This window comes from Novosphingobium sp. MMS21-SN21R (genome assembly GCF_031846015.1).
Classification (GTDB): domain Bacteria; phylum Pseudomonadota; class Alphaproteobacteria; order Sphingomonadales; family Sphingomonadaceae; genus Novosphingobium.
Genome location: NZ_JAVRDU010000001.1, coordinates 1,126,769 through 1,143,742 on the forward strand (window position 1 = coordinate 1,126,769; position 16,974 = coordinate 1,143,742).

Below are 16,974 nucleotides of genomic sequence, written 5' to 3' on the forward strand. Positions count from 1 at the left end.
TTGATTCCGCGAGGGTGCGGACCCATCAAGCGTGCAGTTTTTCCGCCCGGTCCAATTTCATGGCATCGGGCCAGCCTTGAGGAAGTTTCATGGTCAAGCCGGAATGGGGCGCCAAGCACACGTGTCCGAAGTGCGGCACCCGCTTCTACGATCTGGGCAAGGATGACCCGATCACCTGCGTCGAATGCAAGTATGCATGGACCGCCGAGCCGGTGCTGAAGTCGAAGCAGCCGATTCCTTACGAGGAAATCCAGAAGGAGAAGGTCGACGTCGCGCCTGACGTGGATCTTGCCGACGAAGATCTCGACATCGACGAAGACGGCGATTCGCCCGACAACGACGTCGATCTTGGCGGTGACGACGATCTCGGCGTTCCCGGCCAGAACGGCGACGAAGACGAAGTGTAAGATTGTGTGGCCCGCGCGAAGGTGCGGGCCACAAAAAACTCGAGCGGTGGCAAAATTCGTCTTGCCAGTCGGGAGAGCTTCTCTTAGAGGCGCGGCTCCCGGCGAGAGACACCGCCGGAACGGTTCGCCTCCCAGGGTGAACCTGATGGATAATGGGGCCTTAGCTCAGCTGGGAGAGCGCCTGCATGGCATGCAGGAGGTCAGCGGTTCGATCCCGCTAGGCTCCACCATCCTTCCCGAACAGGCCGCCTCAGGGCGGCCTTTTTCGTTTCGGCCGGGATGGTTGCGAAATGCGGTGGGCAGCGCTGCGATTGACGCACATCACACCCCTGATAGCATTGCCTGGCGTAGAGGCGCAGGAGCATGAAACAGCAGGCAGGATGATTCGGATGAACAGGCGCTCCGCTCATATCGTTCGCACGACGGGACGGCTCGCTTGTGCCGTAGCCTCCGCCGCACTGTTCGCCACGCAGGCCTCGGCGCAGTTCGGTGGCTTCAGCATACCCTCGATCCCGCGCGCTTCGTCCTCGTCCGCCAAGAGTTCGGACGGGTGCCCCAAGGGCAAGAGCAAAAATGCCGGCTCATCGGTCCTTGGGGGGTTCCTCAGCCAGGGGCTTGGCCGGGTCGCTAGCTCGGCCGGGGTTTCCAGCTTTTTTCCTTCCGCCGAAGTGGCCGACACGCTGACCAACGCCATCGCCTGCCGCCTCGATCCCGAGGAGCAGAAGCAGGCCGCCGAGGCCACCATCGAAGCCACACGCGGCGAAGAGGTGGGCAGCACCGCATCATGGACGTCTGGCACGCGCGACAACGTTTCGGGCACCTCCACGATCATCGCGCGCAATGACGCGCCGGTAGAGGGTGCAGCGCAGGGGCGCAGTTGCATCACGGTGACCGACGTGATCATCGTCAATGGCGAGGAAACGACCGCGAACAAGCGCATGTGCCGCGCGCCCGGTTCGTCCCGCTACGCATTGGCGGCCTGACGCTGGTGCAGGGCGTGCGGTCAGGACTGCTGGCGCTGGTTTTCATTCTGGGGACGGGTGCGGGCAAGCCGCCCACCTTGGACATCAGGAACCCGACATGCCCGGAAAAGGTCGATTGGGGCCAGGCCCGCGCAATGTCGCTGACCGTGGCCGACAAGGGCGGAAAGCGCGTGCTGATCGCTGATGGTATCATCGACGCGCGCCTGCCCGACCGCTTGAAGGCGGCTATCGAAGCCGATGAACGGATCGAGGAGGTCTGGCTCAAATCGCGCGGCGGCGATGCCGAAGCGGGCAACCGGGCCGGAAAGGTGATCCGGTCCTACCCCGGCATGGTCACGCGCATCCCGGCTGGCTGGACCTGCTTTTCCTCCTGCAACTTCGTGTTCATGGGCGGTGACCGGCGCTTCGTCGATCCCGGCGGCGTGTTCATGGTGCACATGTTCACGCACACCGGCGACCGCGACGTGATCGAGATTTCGGTCGATGAAGGCACCGAGGAAACTACCCGGCTGATCGGGGAGATTGAACAGGCGAGCGCTCTGCTGGCGAGCGAGGATAACGACTTCCTGATTCGGATGGGCATCAGCCGCAAGCTGCTAACCGAGATCATGTACAAGCAGCAGGCGGTGGCGTCGAAGGAGAACCCTTCGACGCGCTATTGCCTGACCCAGGACGAAGTGCGGAAATACAACGTTGTGCCAGTGGAGAAGCCTGCGGGCTGAGCGCCTACTTGCGCAAGCCGATCTCGCGTAGCCGCTGCTGCAGGTAATCGTCCGCGGTGATCGAAACGGGATAGCGGTCGGGATTCCCTGCCGTGATGCATTGCGGCAGGGTGCGAAACGCAAAATCGCTACGCAGATGCAGGAAGAACGGCATCGAATAGCGGCTGTGGCGCGCGCGCTCGCCATCGGGATTGCGCACGCGGTGCGTGGTCGATGGCAGAACGTGGTTGGTCAGGCGCTGCAGCATGTCACCAATGTTGACGACCATCGCGCCTTCAGGCGGGGACACGCCGATCCAGCTGCCATCCTTGGCGAGCAGTTCGAGGCCCGCTTCCTCTGCCCCGAGCAACAGGGTGATGAGGTTGATGTCCTCGTGCGCCCCAGCCCGGATAGCACCGCTTTCGGCATCGGGCACCGGTGGATAGTGCAGCAGGCGCATGACCGAGTTGCCGTCGTCTATTGCGGGATCGAACCAGCGCTCGTCCAGCCCGAGCCATACCGCGATTCGTGACAGGATGCGCGCGCCGACCTTGTCGAATTCGGCGTAGAGCGCCTCGAACGTCTCGCGGAACTGTTCGGGGCGGGCGGGCCAGATATTCGGCGGCATCGAGGCGGAAAGGGCATGGCCTTCGCGCAGGTTGCGGCCGACGTGCCAGAATTCCTTGAGATCGTGCAGTTTGGCGCCTTTGGCGATTTCGGTGCCGAACGGCGTATAGCCGCGCGCGCCGCCCTGGCCGGAAATGTGGTAACGGCGCTTTTCCGCTTCGGGCAGTGCAAAGAATTCGGCGGTAAGTGCCCATGCCCGCGCGATCAGATCGGGATCGACGCCGTGGTCTTTGACCATGGCAAAGCCAAAAGTCTGGAAGCTGTCGCCCAGTTCGCGGGACAGGGTTGCCGGATCGCTGAGCAGCGAGATCACCGGCAAGGTTTCGAGAGGCATGGTGTTCCAGTTCGGCAAATTGTCGCTATGGAAACCGTCTCTAGCGGGATTCGGACAGGGATTCATGACCAAAATCAACATCGCCGACACGGCTGGCCGCAATCTGTGGCTGATGAAGTCGGAGCCGGACGTCTATGGCTGGGACGATCTTGTCGCAGAGGGCGAGGGCACGTGGGACGGGGTGCGCAACCATCTTGCTGCGCGAAATCTGCGCACAATGCAGCCCGGCGACCTTGCGTTCTTCTATCATTCGAACATCGGCATCGAGATCGTAGGGGTGGCGGTTATCACGGTGGGAGGGCTGACCGACCCGAGCGACCCTGACGGCAAATGGGCGGCGGTGAAGCTCAAGCCCGTCGAGAAGCTGCCCAGCACGGTAACTCTCAAACAAGTGAAAGCCACACCGGAACTGGCCGAAATGGACTTGATCCGGTTGTCGCGATTGTCAGTCGGAGCGGTCCGCCCTCAGGAATGGGCGCTGATCCTGAAAATGGCGGGCGTCAGCTAACGCGGGAACCGGTGTCACCCTGAAGCGTAGTATTCCCGACGAGACGGCAGGGCAACCTGCCAGTTTTTCAAGGAGATATGTCATGGGTGAACTGACCGACAAGGCCAAGGGCCTCGCCAACGAAGCCGCTGGAAACGTGAAGCAGGGCATCGGCAAGGCGACCGACAATGCCAAGTTGCACGGCGAAGGTGTTGCTCAGGAACGCAAGGGCGAAGCCCAGCAGGTGGCTGGCAAGGTCAAGGGCGCACTCGGCGACGACGTGTGATCTGACGCTCCTTACAGAGTAGTCCTCAACCGAAAGGCCGCTCCACCCCGGGGCGGCCTTTTCCCGTGTTGGGTGGGCGGTGCAGCAAAATTGTCCCGGCATGGAACGCCCGCCTAAATCGTACCTGCGGCGGGATACCGAATGGTGAATAAAACGTTAAAGTCGCCTTATGAACAGGTCGCCCGCTCTCGCTTCTGCCGCTTACGGCACCGCCCGCCACCCCTTCCGTGCTTCGCTGCCGCTGCATGTGCTGCGCGAATTGCCGAAGCTGGAACCCGAAGTAGTCGCGGCCATGCGCCGCGCCGAGGATAAGCTGCGAGAGGCCGATATCCGGTCCGAGCCGGTCAACCTCAAGCGCATCACCATGCAGGACTTGCGTGATTTCCTGATCGCCTATTGCGCGTGCTTCCTCGCGGTCATGGCGTTCATCGCCTGAACTAGCGCGCGGCGCACTCGGCCTTGTAAAGCAGATAGCCGAGCCAGGCCGAAACCACGCACATTCCAGCGCCAAGCAGAAGCTGGTCGACAATCGCCACGCCCAACGCGCTAAGTGCCACGGCCAGCAGCGATCCCACCACCATCGCGCCCGAGTTGACGATGTTGTTCGCCGCAATCGTGCGCGCAGTTTCGGATTTGTCGACCACCGTGGTCAGGAACGCGTAAAGCGGCACCACGAACATGCCGCCCGCCACTGCAATGCCGAGCAGGCAGAGCAGTAGCGGCACCGCGAGCGGCTGCGCAAGGAACGTCGAGACGTCCATCAAGGCGCCACCAGCGTGAGGCGTCCACGCCCTGCACACGAAATGAAATGCCGTAATGCATACGCCCATCGCGATGACCGATACGGGTGAATAGCGCGCAGATACAGTGCCCTTGAGCAGCGCGTTGATCGACATGGAACCGATCGCAATGCCCACCGAGAACATCACGAGGAACAGGCTGGCCACTTCCTTGCTGGCTGACAGCACGTTCTTGGCAAGCGGCGGGAACTGAATGAACAGCACCGTGCCCACGGTCCAGAAGAAGCTGATGGCGATGATCGCCATGAACACCTGCCGGTGCCGGGTGGTGTTGCGGATGAGCTGCACCGAAGAGCGCCAGACGTTGTAATCTACCGGCTGAGCGTCGATCATCGGTGGGGCAGGAGGGACCTGCCTTCCCGAGAAATATCCGATCAACGCGGTCAGGACGACGCCGCCTGCTGCCACTTCGACCGGTATCCATCCCGCAAGGATCGTGCCTGCAAGGATCGCGATATAGGTGCCGGCCTCGACCAGTCCAGTCCCGGCGAGCACTTCACCTTCGTGCAGATGCTGCGGCAGGATCGCATACTTGATCGGGCCGAAGAAGGTTGAGTGCACGCCCATGGCCAGCAGCGCCGCCAGCATCAGCGGGATGGCGATGGCCTCAACCTCCATGCCCGCCCACGCCAGCACAAGCCCGGTGCCACCGACCAGCATGATCGCGATTTCGCAGGCCTTGACGATGCGGATGATCCGCGCCTTGTCGCGCATGTCTGCGAGCTGGCCTGCAAGTGCCGATAGCAGAAAGAATGGCAGAATGAACAGACCCGACGCAATGGCGGAAAATCGCGCTTCGGCAGCCTCGGAGCTATAGACGCTGTACACGACGTACAGGACCATCGCGTTCTTGTAGAGGTTGTCGTTGAAGGCACCCAGCAACTGGGTGATGAACAGCGGCAGGAAGCGGCGCGTGCGCACCAGATGCGTCGATGTTGTCATGAACCTATTAGCCAGCCACCCAATTTGCGCGCACCCTTAACCCGATGGAATGCATGGGCAAGCGCGATTTGCTGCAAGAACGCCTAGCCGGTGCAGGTTACAATTCCGTTCGGCGCATTTGCCGGTTATGGCAGTGCTGATGCTGACGCTGCCCAACCTGCTCACCCTGTCGCGGATCGTGACCGTCCCGTTGCTTGCCGCGCTGCTGTGGTGGCCCGCATGGCGGCTGGGGTATGGCCTTGCTTTCGGCGTCTATTGCCTGATGGGCGTGACCGATTATTTCGATGGCTACCTCGCCCGCGCTCAGGGCGCGGTGAGCAAGCTCGGCATCTTCCTCGATCCGATCGCTGACAAGATCATGGTTGCCGCCGTGATTCTGGTACTCACTGCACAAGGCATTCTGACCGGGCCTTACGTGGGTGACATGCACGTGATTGCGGGGCTGGTCATCCTCGTGCGCGAAATCGCGGTATCGGGCCTGCGCGAATTCCTCGGCGGCATCCAGGTCTCGGTCCCGGTAAGCCGTCTCGCCAAGTGGAAGACAACCTTCCAGATGGTGTGCCTCGGCGCGCTGATTCTCGGGCAAGCCATGCCTGAATGGACGGCGGATGTGGGCCTGCTTGTCGTCAATGTGCCGCACACAGTCGGCTTGACGACGCTCTGGGCGGCTGCAGTGCTGACGCTGGTGACCGGGTGGGATTATCTGCGGGTTGGCCTCAAGCACATGGATTGAAGGCGGGATCAACCCGCTCGCAGTTCCGCCGCCAGCAACTGGAATTCTTCCGCCCTCGGGCTGTTCTTGCGCCAGACCAGTGCGATGTCGCGCCAGGCGTGGTCTGCTTTGAGCGGGCGGACGACGATGTTGGTGTCGTGGAGGATTCCGGCATCGATGGCCATTTGTGGAAGCATCGTCAGGCCGAGGCCGTTGTCGACCATCTGGACGAGAGTATGCAAGGACGTGCCGATCATCGTCGCGCTGGCCCTCATTTCCGGGCGGTTGCAGGCGGCGAGGGCGTGTTCTTTCAGGCAGTGGCCGTCTTCGAGAAGGAGCAGGCGAGTCTCGTCGATCAGGTCGGCGGTGATCGTGGCCGGAGGATCGCGCGGATCATCCTTGGGGAATGCGACGAACAACTGGTCCTTGAACAGGACTTCGGCCTCGACCTCGCCAGTGGCGTAAGGGAGGGCGAGCAACACACAATCGGCGCGGCCATGGTGCAGCGATTCGATGGCTGCAGCGCTGGGTTCTTCGCGCAGGAATAGCTTCAGTTGCGGGCGCTCCTTGCGCAGTCGGGGCAGGATGCGCGGGAGCAGGAACGGGGCGATGGTGGGGATCACGCTCATGCGCAATTCACCGCCCAAGGGGGCGCCGTGGCTCTGCACGAGTTCGGACAGTTCTTCCGCCTCGCGCAGCAGGCGGTGCGCCTTGGCGACAACCTGATTGCCTAGCGGCGTGAACCGAACCACGCGGCGGGTTCGCTCGACCAGCGTGACCCCGAGCAGCGATTCGAGTTCGCGTAGGCCCGCCGAAAGCGTTGACTGCGAGACGAAGCTGGCGTCTGCCGCGCGCCCGAAATGCCCGTGTTCGTGCAGTGCGACGAGATATTGCAGCTGCTTGAGCGTGGGCAGATAGGTGCTCATTCGTCGATATGCACCACGACTTCAGGCTCATCCGCCGAGCCGCCGATGTCGTCGATATGCGCCATCTTGAGCTTGCCGTTCACCACCGCAAAGGCGAGCTTGCCTTCGACCAGTTCGAGCGCATCGCGGCCGAATTGTTCGAAGCGCCAGCCTTCGAGAATCGCGAGGTTCTTGCGCTGCCCGGCGGCGAGCAGTTCAAGATCGTCGGTGCGGGCCAGCAGGCGTGCGGCAATGTCGATCTCGCGGCTGCGGATCTTGAGCAGCAGCTTGAGCAGGTCGGCGACCAGCGCGCCCTCCTTGCCCAGTGGCGCACCGCGCGGGGCCTTGGGCGGCATTTCGGCGTCAGTCAGCGGCTTGGCCTCGGAGATGGTATTCATCAGGCGGCGGCCGATGTCGTTTTCCTTCCAACCGCTTGAAAGCCCGCGCACTTTGGCAAGGTCTGTCTGATCGCGGGGCGGGTGGCTGGCGATGTCGGCCAGGGTTTCATCGCGCATGATCCGACCGCGCGGGATGTTCTTGTCCATCGCCTCGCGCTCGCGCCACGCGGCGAGCGCTTTCAAACGGCCAAGCACGGCCGGGTTGCGGCTGGGCGCACGGATCTTCTGCCACACGGTTTCCATGTCGGCCCGGTAATTGTCCGGATCGGCCAGCTTTTCCATCTCGATATCCAGCCATTCACCGCGCCCGGTCTTGATCAGGCGCTTGAGCAGCTTGGGGAAAATCTTCGACAGATGGGTGACGTCGCCGATGGCATATTCGATCTGGCGTTCGGTCAGCGGGCGGCGCGACCAGTCGGTAAAGCGCGCGCCCTTGTCGATAGTCAGGCCGAGCCAAGATTCGACGAGGTTGGAATAGCCGATCTGTTCGGACTGGCTGACCGCCATCATCGCGATTTGCGTGTCGAAGATCGGGTGCGGGGTCTTGCCGGTCAGGTTGTAGATGATTTCCACGTCCTGCCCGCCTGCGTGGAAGATCTTCAGCACATTCTCATTGTCGCACATCAGATCGAGCAGCGGCTTGAGGTCCATGCCGGGCGCCAGCGGATCGATCGCGGCGGCTTCCTTGTCGTCGGCGATCTGCACGAGGCACAGTTCCGGCCAGTAGGTGTTCTCGCGCATGAATTCGGTGTCGACGGTGATGAAGTCGCCCTGGGCAAGCCGGTCGCAAAGTTCGGCAAGGGCTTCGGTCGTGGTGATCAGCGGATGTATCTTCATCGGTCTTTTCTGGTATGGGCCGCTGGTGAAAGGGCCGAGTGATGCCCCCTGCCGGGGGCTGCGGCTTGACAAATCCGTGGCCATCGCCTGTTAGCCACGCTTGTTTCCCCTGCCCGATTGCAGGCCGATTGGAAAGAGTTTCAATGCACCTTTATCGTTCCCATACCTGCGGCGCCCTTACGCGCGGTGATGTCGGACAGACCGTCCGCCTTTCGGGCTGGGTGCACCGCAAGCGCGATCATGGCGGCGTGTTGTTCGTCGACTTGCGCGATCACTACGGGATGACCCAGATCGTTGCCGATGCCGATAGTCCGGCGCTCGCGATCCTTGAGGGGTGCCGCGTGGAATCGGTAGTCACCATCGATGGTGACGTGAAGGCGCGTTCGGAAGGCACGGTCAACGCCAACCTTCCGACCGGGGCAATCGAAGTATATGCGCGCGGCGCAACCGTGCTTTCTGCGGCGGACGAGCTGCCGATGCCGGTGGCAGGCGAGCAGGAATATCCTGAAGATATCCGGTTGCGCTATCGCTTCCTCGATCTGCGCCGCGAGACGCTGCACGCCAACATCGTGACGCGCACCAAAGTCATCTCCGACATGCGCCGCCGCATGGAAGGCGCGGGCTTCACCGAATATTCGACGCCGATCCTGACTGCGTCCAGCCCTGAAGGCGCGCGCGACTTCCTCGTGCCGAGCCGCATCCATCCGGGCAAGTTCTATGCGCTCCCGCAGGCACCGCAGCAGTACAAGCAGTTGCTGATGGTGGCGGGCTTCGACCGCTATTTCCAGATCGCACCGTGCTTCCGCGACGAAGATCCGCGCGCTGATCGTCTGCCGGGCGAATTCTATCAGCTCGATCTCGAAATGAGCTTCGTGACTCAGGAAGAAGTCTGGGAGACGATGGAGCCGGTGATTGGCGGCGTGTTCGAAGCCTTTGCCGAAGGCCGCGCAGTCACCCCGACCGGCAGCTTCCCGCGCATTCCCTACGCCGAATCGATCCTCAAATACGGGTCGGACAAGCCGGACTTGCGCAACCCGATCATCATTCGCGATGTCTCGGAGGAATTCACCCAGTCGGGTTTCGGTCTGTTCGAGAAGATCGTGGGCACCGGCGGCAAGGTTCGCTTGATCCCGGCACCGAACACCGCCGACAAGAGCCGCAAGTTCTTCGACGAGATGAACGACTGGGCGCGTGCCGAAGGCCATGCGGGGCTCGGTTACGTCACCCGCAAGTCCGGTGTGTTCGGAGGGCCGATCGCCAAGAACCACGGCGAAGACAAGATGGCCGCGCTGTTCGATTCGCTGGGCCTTGGTCCGGACGACGGCTGCTTCTTTGCCGCGGGCAAGGAATCGCAGGCGGCCAAGCTGGCCGGGCTTGCCCGGACCCGCGTTGCCGAACAGCTCGGCCTGATCGACAAGGACCGCTTCGAGCTGTGCTGGATCGTCGATTTCCCGTTCTACGAATGGGACGAAGACGCCAAGAAGGTCGAGTTCAGCCACAACCCGTTCTCGATGCCGCAAGGCGGGATGGACGCGCTGACAAACCAGGACCCGCTGACGATCAACGCCTTCCAGTATGACTTGGTGTGCAACGGGTTCGAGATCGCCTCGGGCTCGATCCGCAACCAGTCGCCCGAAACGATGGTCAAGGCGTTCGAACTGGTCGGTCTTTCGAAGGCCGACGTGGAAGAGCGCTTTGGCGGACTTTACCGTGCGTTCCAGTATGGCGCACCGCCGCACGGCGGCATGGCCGCAGGTGTTGACCGTATCGTCATGCTGATCTGTCGCGCACAGAATCTCCGCGAAATCACGCTGTTCCCGATGAACCAGCGTGCCGAGGACCTGCTGATGGGCGCGCCGTCACCGGCGGACATCAAGCAGCTGCGCGAACTCAACGTTCGCGTGGTCGAGCAGATGAAAGGATAAGCTGGACGGTGCAAGTGGTGTGATGTTCCGCACCACACCACTTGCCAGCCAGCAATCCGTTCATTAGGGCGAAAGCCGAACCAGAACCAACCGCTTTCCTTCGAAGGGGCATTTCATGAGCGATACCGCCGACCGCGTTAAGAAGATCGTTGTCGAGCACCTCGGCGTCGAGGCTGACAAGGTCACCGAAGAAGCCAGCTTCATCGACGATCTGGGCGCAGACTCGCTCGACATCGTCGAGCTGGTTATGGCCTTCGAAGAAGAATTTGGCGTCGAGATCCCTGACGATGCGGCCGAGAAGATCTCGACCGTGCAGGACGCGATCAAGTACATCGACGAAAACAAGGGCTGATCGCCCAGATCCACCCGGGGTTCCCGGTCCGCAAGGGACCGTGGAGCCGTCCGGCCTGAACGGGCTGGGCAGGGGAGGACTTCGGCAGGCTCAGCCTCTCTTTCGGGGCTGGGCCTGTTTGCATATTTCCCGGAGAATTCAATGCGTCGTGTCGTCGTAACCGGACTTGGCCTCGTCACCCCGCTGGGCGCGGAAGTCGAGACCGTGTGGAAGAACCTGCTGGCCGGCAAGTCGGGCGCAGGACCGATCACAAGGTTCGACGCCAGCGACCAGAAATGCCAGATCGCCTGTGAGGTGAAGCCGGCCGACCACGAGTACGGCTTCGATCCCAACAAGCGCGTGGACCACAAGGTGCAGCGTCAGGTCGATCCGTTCATCATTTATGGCATCGACGCTGCTGGCCAGGCCATCGAAGACGCCGGGCTTGAAGACATGCCCGAGGAAATGCGCCTGCGTGCAGGTTGCTCGATCGGTTCGGGCATTGGCGGGCTTCCCGGTATCGAGAGCGAATCGCTTGTGCTGGCCGGAAAAGGCCCTTCGCGCGTTTCTCCGCACTTCGTCCATGGCCGGTTGATCAATCTGATCTCGGGCCAGGTTTCGATCAAGTACGGCCTCATGGGTCCGAACCACGCCGTCGTCACCGCCTGCTCGACCGGCGCCCACTCGATTGGCGATGCCGCACGCATGATCCGCGATGACGATGCCGACATCATGCTGGCAGGTGGCGCGGAAGGCACGATTTGTCCAATCGGCGTTGCCGGGTTTGCTCAGGCACGCGCCCTGAACTGCAGCTATAACGACCGTCCTGAAGAGGCGAGCCGCCCCTACGACAAGGACCGCGACGGGTTTGTCATGGGCGAAGGCGCTGGTGTCGTCGTGCTCGAGGAATACGAACACGCCAAGGCTCGCGGAGCGAAGATCTACGCGGAAGTTGTCGGCTATGGCCTGTCGGGCGATGCCTATCACGTTACCGCCCCCCATCCGGAGGGCAAGGGCGCGGAACTCGCCATGCGCATGGCGCTCAAGAAGGCCGGTCTTGCCGCGGGCGACATCGATTATGTCAACGCCCACGGCACCTCCACGATGGCTGATACGATCGAACTGGGTGCGGTAAAGCGCGTGCTGGGCGATGATCTGTCGGGTGCATCGATGAGCAGCACCAAGTCGGCCATTGGCCACTTGCTGGGTGGTGCAGGCGCGGTTGAAGCAATCTTCTGCATCCTCGCCCTGCGCGACCAGATCGTGCCGCCGACGCTGAACCTCCACAATCCTGACGAAGGCACTGAAGGCGTCGACCTTGTGCCGCTGGTCGCCAGAAAGCGTCAGGTTCGCGCCGTACTGAACAATTCGTTCGGTTTCGGCGGCACTAACGCCAGCATCATCATGAAGCTGGCGGAAGACTGAAAGGGCTGACCGCGATGGCGCGCCGTCGCGAGCGCTTTCCCGTCCTGGCGGGCGCGCTGATCCTGGTCGTGCTGGTCGTCTGGCTGGCAGGTGGCTGGCTTGCGTCCGGCCCGCTGGAAAGGCAGCTCGAATTCGACGTAGGCGAGGGCGAGGGCCTGAGCGCACTGGCAGATGATCTCGAAGCCGGAGGCGCGGTCGATTCGGCCACGCTGTTCAAGCTGCGCGCACGCCTTCTCGGCGGCGGGACCGAGATCAAGGCAGGCTCGTTCCTGCTACCCAAGGGTGCGAGCGAAGCCACGATCCTTGAGATCCTCAAGGGCGACAAGGTCATCCGCCGCCTCATCACCATCCCCGAAGGCATGCCCTCGGTCATGGTGGCCGAGCGCCTGATGGCCAACAAGGACCTCGTCGGCCCCGTTTCCGCGCCCGCCGATGGCACCGTGCTCCCTGACAGTTACGATTGGCAGAAGGGGGAGCCGCGCGCCGCCGTGCTCAAGCGGATGCAGGCAGCGATGGACAAGACGCTGGCCGAGCTCTGGGCCAAGCGCACCGCTCGGACCGTCGCCAAGACTCCGCAGGAAGCGCTGGTGCTCGCCTCGATCGTCGAGAAGGAAACCGGCAAGCCCGAAGAGCGGCGCATGGTGGCAGGGCTTTATTCAAATCGTCTGCGCCAGCGCATGCTGCTTCAGGCGGACCCGACGATCATCTATCCGATCACGCGGGGCAAGCCGCTCGGTCGGCGCATTCGCCAGTCCGAGATTCAGGCGGTCAATGGCTACAACACTTATACGATGATCGGGCTGCCCATCGGGCCGATCACGAACCCCGGCCGCGACTCCATCGCAGCCGTCCTGGATCCTGCGGAAACGGATGCGCTTTTCATGGTGGCGGACGGTTCGGGCGGGCATGTCTTTGCTGCCACCTTGGCCGAGCACAATGCAAACGTCGCCAAATGGTTCGCTTTGCGCAAGGCGCGCGGCGAAATGTGACGTCCGCCAAAACGGTCCGATGTGGTGGTCAATTACTATTAATTTAACAAAACCTGCATAAGGTAAGTTCCGGAGGCACGGGGCGGAGCATTGCTTCGCTCAGGTTCCGGGGAACATTCAGGCTGTGCCGGATGATTTGTGCAAGCACGTCGCCGCGGCTTTGCCGAATGTTCCCGCATCCCCGTACAGACATCACGTTGCATCCCCACCGGGCACTTGCCTTTCATGGCCAAGCTGCGACACCAGTCCCCGTGGAAAACCGCTACGCCCCGCTGATCGTCACCGCGCAATTGCCGACGCCCTTGCAGAACTGGGCCAACGATTTGCGGCAGGCGCATTTTCCGCCGGAACGCAATTACCTCGACGCCCATGTCACCCTGTTTCACGCGCTGCCCGCCAGCGTGCTTGATGAGGCTCGCGATCTCCTCGCCCGGCTTGCCGGGCAACACGCTCCAGTCGACGCGCGCCTTTCGGCAGTGATGGATCTTGGCGGAGGCACCGCCATTCGTATCGAAAGCCCCGGCATGATCGACTTGCGCGACCAGTTGGCCGAGCATTTCCACGGGATGTTGTCGCAGCAGGACAGCCATACGCCGCGCCTGCACGTCACCATCCAGAACAAGGTCGAGCGCAAGGAAGCACAGGCGCTGCAGCGCGCGATGCATGGGGCCTTCGAACCACGCGCGTTCAGATTTTCTGGGTTGGCGCTGCACCGTTATCTCGGCGGGCCGTGGGAGGCAGCAGGGCAGTGGTCATTTCGCGGCAACGCGCGGCTGTGAAACGTCGCCTCTTGATTGTGCGCATCAGGGCAGGCATCGGCGGAGGCCTCTGCGCACAAAGGATCCCGCGATGACCCAACCTGACTGGTACAGCGCCGGGCGAGAGCACGTCTGGTTGCCATATACCCAGATGAAGACCGTGCGCCCGCCGCTTCCCGTCGTCTCTGCGCAGGGAATGCGCCTGAGGTTGGCTGACGGGCGCGAGTTGCTGGACGGTATTTCCAGTTGGTGGGCGACCGTCCATGGGTATCGTCATCCCCATATCGAGGAAGCTGTCCGGCGCCAGCTGGAATCTCTGCCACACGTCATGCTGGGCGGCCTCGCGCACGAACAGGCCTATGTTCTGGCAAAGCGTCTGGCAGACCTCCTGCCGGGCGATCTCGACCATGTGTTCTTCAGCGATTCAGGATCGGTTGCGGTCGAAGTCGCGATGAAAATGGCGGCGCAATACTGGCTCAATCAGGGCCAGCGCCGGGTGAAGTTCCTGTGCTTTCGCGGAGGCTATCACGGCGACACGTTTGCCACGATGAGCGTGTGCGATCCCGATGAGGGCATGCACAGTATGTTCAAGGGCGCGCTGCTTGAACAAGTTGTCGTCGATCTGCCGCGCGATGCGGGCGAAGAGGCAGCCCTGGGCGAACTGATCGAGCGTCATCGCGGTGAGCTCGCCGGTATCATCGTCGAGCCGCTGGTGCAGGGCGCGGGCGGAATGGTCTTCCACGATCCGTTCACCCTGCAGGCGCTGCGGCGGCTGGCCGATGCGCACGACCTGCTGTTGATCTTCGACGAAATCTTTGTCGGCCTCGGACGCCTTGGCGACGCGATGTTCGCTTGCGAGGTCGCCGGGGTGCAGCCCGATATTGTCACGCTGTCCAAGGCGCTTACCGGTGGCACCCTGCCGCTCGCAGCAACCATCGCAAGCCGCCGGATCTACGAGCATTTCCTGTCAGACGATGCCATGACTGCGCTGATGCACGGACCGACCTATATGGGCAACGCGTTGGGCTGCGCCGCCGCCAATGCCTCGCTCGACCTGTTTGCACAGGAACCAAGGCTGGCGCAGGCAAGGGCGATCGGCGCGCAACTGGAAAGCCACCTCGCTCCCGCACGAAACCTGCCCGGCGTCCGCGACGTGCGCATACGCGGTGCCATCGGCGTGATCCAGCTTGATTGTCCTGCGCCTGCCGACCGCCTGTCGGCCGCCTGCATCGCGCGCGGCGTCTGGCTGCGCCCCTTTCGCGACATACTCTACACCACCCCACCTCTGATCGCCGGCGAGGATGACATCGCCCACATTGCTGGCGCGATGGTCGCATCGGTTCAGGAATGGAGCCGGGAAAGGCGCGGATAATGAGCTCCGAGAAGAATTCCCGAAAAAGGGTTGCCTAGCCACCCACCCGTGGCTAAACGGCGCCCCTGCCCAAGAGGCACGCCGCTTTAGCTCAGTCGGTAGAGCACATCATTCGTAATGATGGGGTCAGGTGTTCGAATCACCTAAGCGGCACCACCTTCCCAAAGGGACTTTCCCTAGGAAAATCATCGACAAGCTACCAAAGGGCGATAGCCTTAACGGGCCAGTTTTGCCTGCTGAAAGGCCCAAACCCAGTCCAGACCCGGTGACTAGGCAGAATGGTGCTCACTTTTGCCCTGAGAATCATGCGGTTGAAGGCGCTTTTGGCTGGTCCCGCGTGCGGCATAAGGCCAAAATAGCTTCCGCCTGGACCTGCCGCGCGGCTGGGCGTTAACTGGGTTGAGCTTGGGTGGCTGGGCTGGACGATTGTGGAAACGAATTATGCTGGTCAGTGCGCTGTCGGACCTACAAAATCTGCAACCAGCATAGGGGGCTTCCAATTTCGCCCTCTTCATGGTTTTTGCCAATCGCAGTATCTAAGGAATGACTATGGCAGCCCTTGTGGAAGCGACGCTACAATTTGACGAGCGGGTAAAGTGCTTCTCGCTGATCACCGCAGTCAGCATCGGGGACTACCTGAAGCTAGTTGCAAAAGCATACGCTGACCGTGGTGGCCTGCAGTACCAGCGCGAGGCGCTGAGGACGACGACCGCTCGGCGCATTCGTAACCGCATGATTTCTGACATAAAGCGCGGCGCAGTACTCCCGCCGGTCGTGATCGGTGTCGTCGTCGACACGGCTACGCTCAAGAAAATCCCAGAAATGCAGCCGGCGGAAGTGGTCGATCTGATGGGTGGGCAGCTGGTCGATTCGATTTCGATCATCGATGGTATGCAGCGCACAACCGCTCTCATGGACGCCGTCGAGCAGGACGCCTGTGTCGCTGACAAGCCTATCCGCATAGAGTGCTGGATCGCCGAAACGACTGACAGCCTGATCTACCGTATGCTCGTCCTCAACACCGGGCAGGTACCTTGGAACTTGAGCCGGCAATTGCAGGTCGTTTACGCGCCGCTAGTCGAGGAGATGAAGTCGCGGATCAAGTTCGCGCGTGTACTCAACCGAGAGAAGGCCGAGCGCCGCACTAGGGCAGGTGAGTATGCGCCCGACAACCTAGTGGAGCTGTACATTGCGTTTGCACTTCGAAAAACGGACGTTGACACCCAACAGACGCTTGCCGACGAGTTCTCTCGGCTGGACATGACGGACGCGTTAGCCGAGGATCAGTACAATCATTTTTTCTACCCGGTCCTGCAAATGATGCTCGACTTGGACTTGGCTTTCTCGCGTTTAGACAATGACATGCCGGCCGAAGTAGAAGAGGCCGGGGGGAAGAAGGTCATCACGAAGGGACGAGGGATCTTCGACAGCCAGCCTGCTCGTATCGGCTTTGTAGTCGCAAGCGCTATTGCAATCTTAGGCCGCATTGGCATGGAGCGCGAGCTAAAGGAAAGCGAGCAGCGTCTGGAGGAGGTAACAACCCAAGTGGCAGGCTTCGTCGCGAAGCTGAGCCAGATGGACGTCGATCATCTGACCAATTTCTTGCGTCTCGATGTTCTTTCCGAGCGGCTTTACGGCCAGAAGCGTTCTGCCGTTGGTCGTTATGAGCGAGCATTCTTCGACGCGGCATTCAAGGTGCTGATCGAGGTGAAGTTCGAGGTGCCGAGCATGGAGCCGGCATGGCGAGGCTAACCC

The 16,974-nt window shown here is 61.9% G+C and carries 18 protein-coding genes and 2 tRNA genes; 16 read left to right on the plus strand and 4 right to left on the minus strand.

Annotated features, from left to right (window positions below; all coding sequences use genetic code 11):
• The first annotated feature begins 89 nt into the window (after positions 1–89).
• From RM192_RS05380 to RM192_RS05395, 4 genes are all read left to right on the plus strand, one after another.
• The gene (locus RM192_RS05380) at positions 90–407 is read left to right on the plus strand and encodes an FYDLN acid domain-containing protein (protein WP_311506527.1); all 318 of its coding nucleotides are present in this window, start codon (positions 90–92) and stop codon (positions 405–407) included.
• 154 nt (positions 408–561) lie between these two features.
• A tRNA-Ala gene (locus RM192_RS05385) sits at positions 562–637 on the plus strand.
• Between the two features lie 159 nt (positions 638–796).
• The gene (locus RM192_RS05390; RefSeq protein ID WP_311506528.1) at positions 797–1,390 is read left to right on the plus strand and encodes a hypothetical protein; all 594 of its coding nucleotides are present in this window, start codon (positions 797–799) and stop codon (positions 1,388–1,390) included.
• Positions 1,348–2,112: a hypothetical protein gene (locus RM192_RS05395; RefSeq protein ID WP_311506529.1), complete on the plus strand. Its 765-nt coding sequence runs from the start codon at positions 1,348–1,350 to the stop codon at positions 2,110–2,112. The genes RM192_RS05390 and RM192_RS05395 overlap by 43 nt, the downstream gene beginning before the upstream one ends.
• A 4-nt stretch (positions 2,113–2,116) precedes the next feature.
• On the opposite strand, the gene RM192_RS05400 is transcribed toward RM192_RS05395, so the two are convergent.
• Positions 2,117–3,052 carry a 2-oxoglutarate and iron-dependent oxygenase domain-containing protein gene (locus tag RM192_RS05400; protein WP_311506530.1) on the minus strand — a complete coding sequence of 312 codons (936 nt, stop codon included), beginning with the start codon at positions 3,050–3,052 and terminating at the stop codon, positions 2,117–2,119.
• Positions 3,053–3,116: 64 nt separating this feature from the next.
• Between RM192_RS05400 and RM192_RS05405 the strand changes: the two genes are divergently transcribed.
• The 3 genes from RM192_RS05405 to RM192_RS05415 all read left to right on the plus strand — a co-directional run bounded on the left by RM192_RS05405 (position 3,117) and on the right by RM192_RS05415 (position 4,261).
• Positions 3,117–3,560, plus strand: coding sequence for an EVE domain-containing protein (locus RM192_RS05405; protein WP_311506531.1), 444 nt, complete (start codon positions 3,117–3,119; stop codon positions 3,558–3,560).
• A gap of 82 nt (positions 3,561–3,642) precedes the next feature.
• Positions 3,643–3,825, plus strand: a complete 183-nt coding sequence (locus RM192_RS05410; protein WP_311506532.1) for a CsbD family protein — start codon at positions 3,643–3,645, stop codon at positions 3,823–3,825.
• A gap of 169 nt (positions 3,826–3,994) precedes the next feature.
• Positions 3,995–4,261 (plus strand): hypothetical protein, encoded by a 267-nt coding sequence (locus RM192_RS05415; protein WP_311506533.1) that lies wholly within the window; start codon positions 3,995–3,997, stop codon positions 4,259–4,261.
• A 1-nt stretch (position 4,262) separates the two neighbouring features.
• Here RM192_RS05415 and RM192_RS05420 read toward each other — a convergent pair whose 3' ends face one another.
• Positions 4,263–5,567 carry an MFS transporter gene (locus RM192_RS05420; RefSeq protein ID WP_311506534.1) on the minus strand — a complete coding sequence of 435 codons (1,305 nt, stop codon included), beginning with the start codon at positions 5,565–5,567 and terminating at the stop codon, positions 4,263–4,265.
• 139 nt (positions 5,568–5,706) lie between these two features.
• On the opposite strand from RM192_RS05420, the gene pgsA reads away from it, so the two are divergent.
• Positions 5,707–6,300: a CDP-diacylglycerol--glycerol-3-phosphate 3-phosphatidyltransferase gene (gene pgsA, locus RM192_RS05425; RefSeq protein WP_311506535.1), complete on the plus strand. Its 594-nt coding sequence runs from the start codon at positions 5,707–5,709 to the stop codon at positions 6,298–6,300.
• Between the two features lie 8 nt (positions 6,301–6,308).
• Here the strand turns inward: pgsA and RM192_RS05430 are convergent, their stop codons facing one another.
• Positions 6,309–7,205: a hydrogen peroxide-inducible genes activator gene (locus RM192_RS05430; protein WP_311506536.1), complete on the minus strand. Its 897-nt coding sequence runs from the start codon at positions 7,203–7,205 to the stop codon at positions 6,309–6,311.
• Positions 7,202–8,419, minus strand: a complete 1,218-nt coding sequence (gene rnd / locus RM192_RS05435) for a ribonuclease D (protein WP_311506537.1) — start codon at positions 8,417–8,419, stop codon at positions 7,202–7,204. The genes RM192_RS05430 and rnd overlap by 4 nt, the downstream gene beginning before the upstream one ends.
• 143 nt (positions 8,420–8,562) lie before the next feature.
• Here rnd and aspS point away from each other — a divergent pair, with 143 nt between their 5' ends.
• The 8 genes from aspS (at position 8,563) to RM192_RS05475 (ending at position 16,971) form a co-directional block, all read left to right on the plus strand.
• Entirely contained in the window at positions 8,563–10,344 is a 1,782-nt protein-coding gene (gene aspS / locus RM192_RS05440) for an aspartate--tRNA ligase (RefSeq protein ID WP_311506538.1), read from the plus strand.
• 115 nt (positions 10,345–10,459) lie between these two features.
• A complete protein-coding gene (locus RM192_RS05445; protein ID WP_168853306.1) occupies positions 10,460–10,696 on the plus strand; it encodes an acyl carrier protein in 237 nt (78 codons plus the stop codon).
• Between the two features lie 141 nt (positions 10,697–10,837).
• Positions 10,838–12,100 carry a beta-ketoacyl-ACP synthase II gene (gene fabF, locus RM192_RS05450; RefSeq protein WP_311506539.1) on the plus strand — a complete coding sequence of 421 codons (1,263 nt, stop codon included), beginning with the start codon at positions 10,838–10,840 and terminating at the stop codon, positions 12,098–12,100.
• 14 nt (positions 12,101–12,114) lie between these two features.
• The gene (gene mltG / locus RM192_RS05455) at positions 12,115–13,089 is read left to right on the plus strand and encodes an endolytic transglycosylase MltG (protein ID WP_311506540.1); all 975 of its coding nucleotides are present in this window, start codon (positions 12,115–12,117) and stop codon (positions 13,087–13,089) included.
• Between the two features lie 251 nt (positions 13,090–13,340).
• Positions 13,341–13,868, plus strand: coding sequence for a 2'-5' RNA ligase family protein (locus tag RM192_RS05460; RefSeq protein WP_311506541.1), 528 nt, complete (start codon positions 13,341–13,343; stop codon positions 13,866–13,868).
• Between the two features lie 70 nt (positions 13,869–13,938).
• Positions 13,939–15,219 (plus strand): adenosylmethionine--8-amino-7-oxononanoate transaminase, encoded by a 1,281-nt coding sequence (locus RM192_RS05465; protein ID WP_311506542.1) that lies wholly within the window; start codon positions 13,939–13,941, stop codon positions 15,217–15,219.
• Positions 15,220–15,299: 80 nt separating this feature from the next.
• Positions 15,300–15,375: transfer RNA gene (locus RM192_RS05470), tRNA-Thr, on the plus strand.
• A 393-nt stretch (positions 15,376–15,768) separates the two neighbouring features.
• A complete protein-coding gene (locus tag RM192_RS05475) occupies positions 15,769–16,971 on the plus strand; it encodes a hypothetical protein (protein ID WP_311506543.1) in 1,203 nt (400 codons plus the stop codon).
• Positions 16,972–16,974: the final 3 nt, after the last annotated feature.